The sequence below is a fragment of the Stenotrophomonas sp. SAM-B genome, assembly GCF_013387485.1.
Classification (GTDB): domain Bacteria; phylum Pseudomonadota; class Gammaproteobacteria; order Xanthomonadales; family Xanthomonadaceae; genus Stenotrophomonas; species Stenotrophomonas maltophilia_AA.
The window spans coordinates 1-451 of the sequence record NZ_JABBXB010000029.1; the positions used below are offsets into that span (position 1 = coordinate 1).

Annotated in this window: 1 rRNA gene; it reads left to right on the top strand. The window is 51.4% G+C overall.

What is annotated here, in order from left to right:
- Positions 1 to 451, top strand: a 16S ribosomal RNA gene (locus tag HH110_RS19080); the annotation flags it as partial.

Genomic DNA, 451 nt, shown 5'->3' on the forward strand with positions numbered 1-451 from the left:
AGCAGTAGGGAATCTTCCGCAATGGACGAAAGTCTGACGGAGCAACGCCGCGTGAGTGATGAAGGTTTTCGGATCGTAAAACTCTGTTATTAGGGAAGAACAAATGTGTAAGTAACTGTGCACATCTTGACGGTACCTAATCAGAAAGCCACGGCTAACTACGTGCCAGCAGCCGCGGTAATACGTAGGTGGCAAGCGTTAATCGGAATTACTGGGCGTAAAGCGTGCGCAGGCGGTTTTGTAAGTCTGATGTGAAATCCCCGGGCTCAACCTGGGAATTGCATTGGAGACTGCAAGGCTAGAATCTGGCAGAGGGGGGTAGAATTCCACGTGTAGCAGTGAAATGCGTAGATATGTGGAGGAACACCGATGGCGAAGGCAGCCCCCTGGGTCAAGATTGACGCTCATGCACGAAAGCGTGGGGAGCAAACAGGATTAGATACCCGGGTAG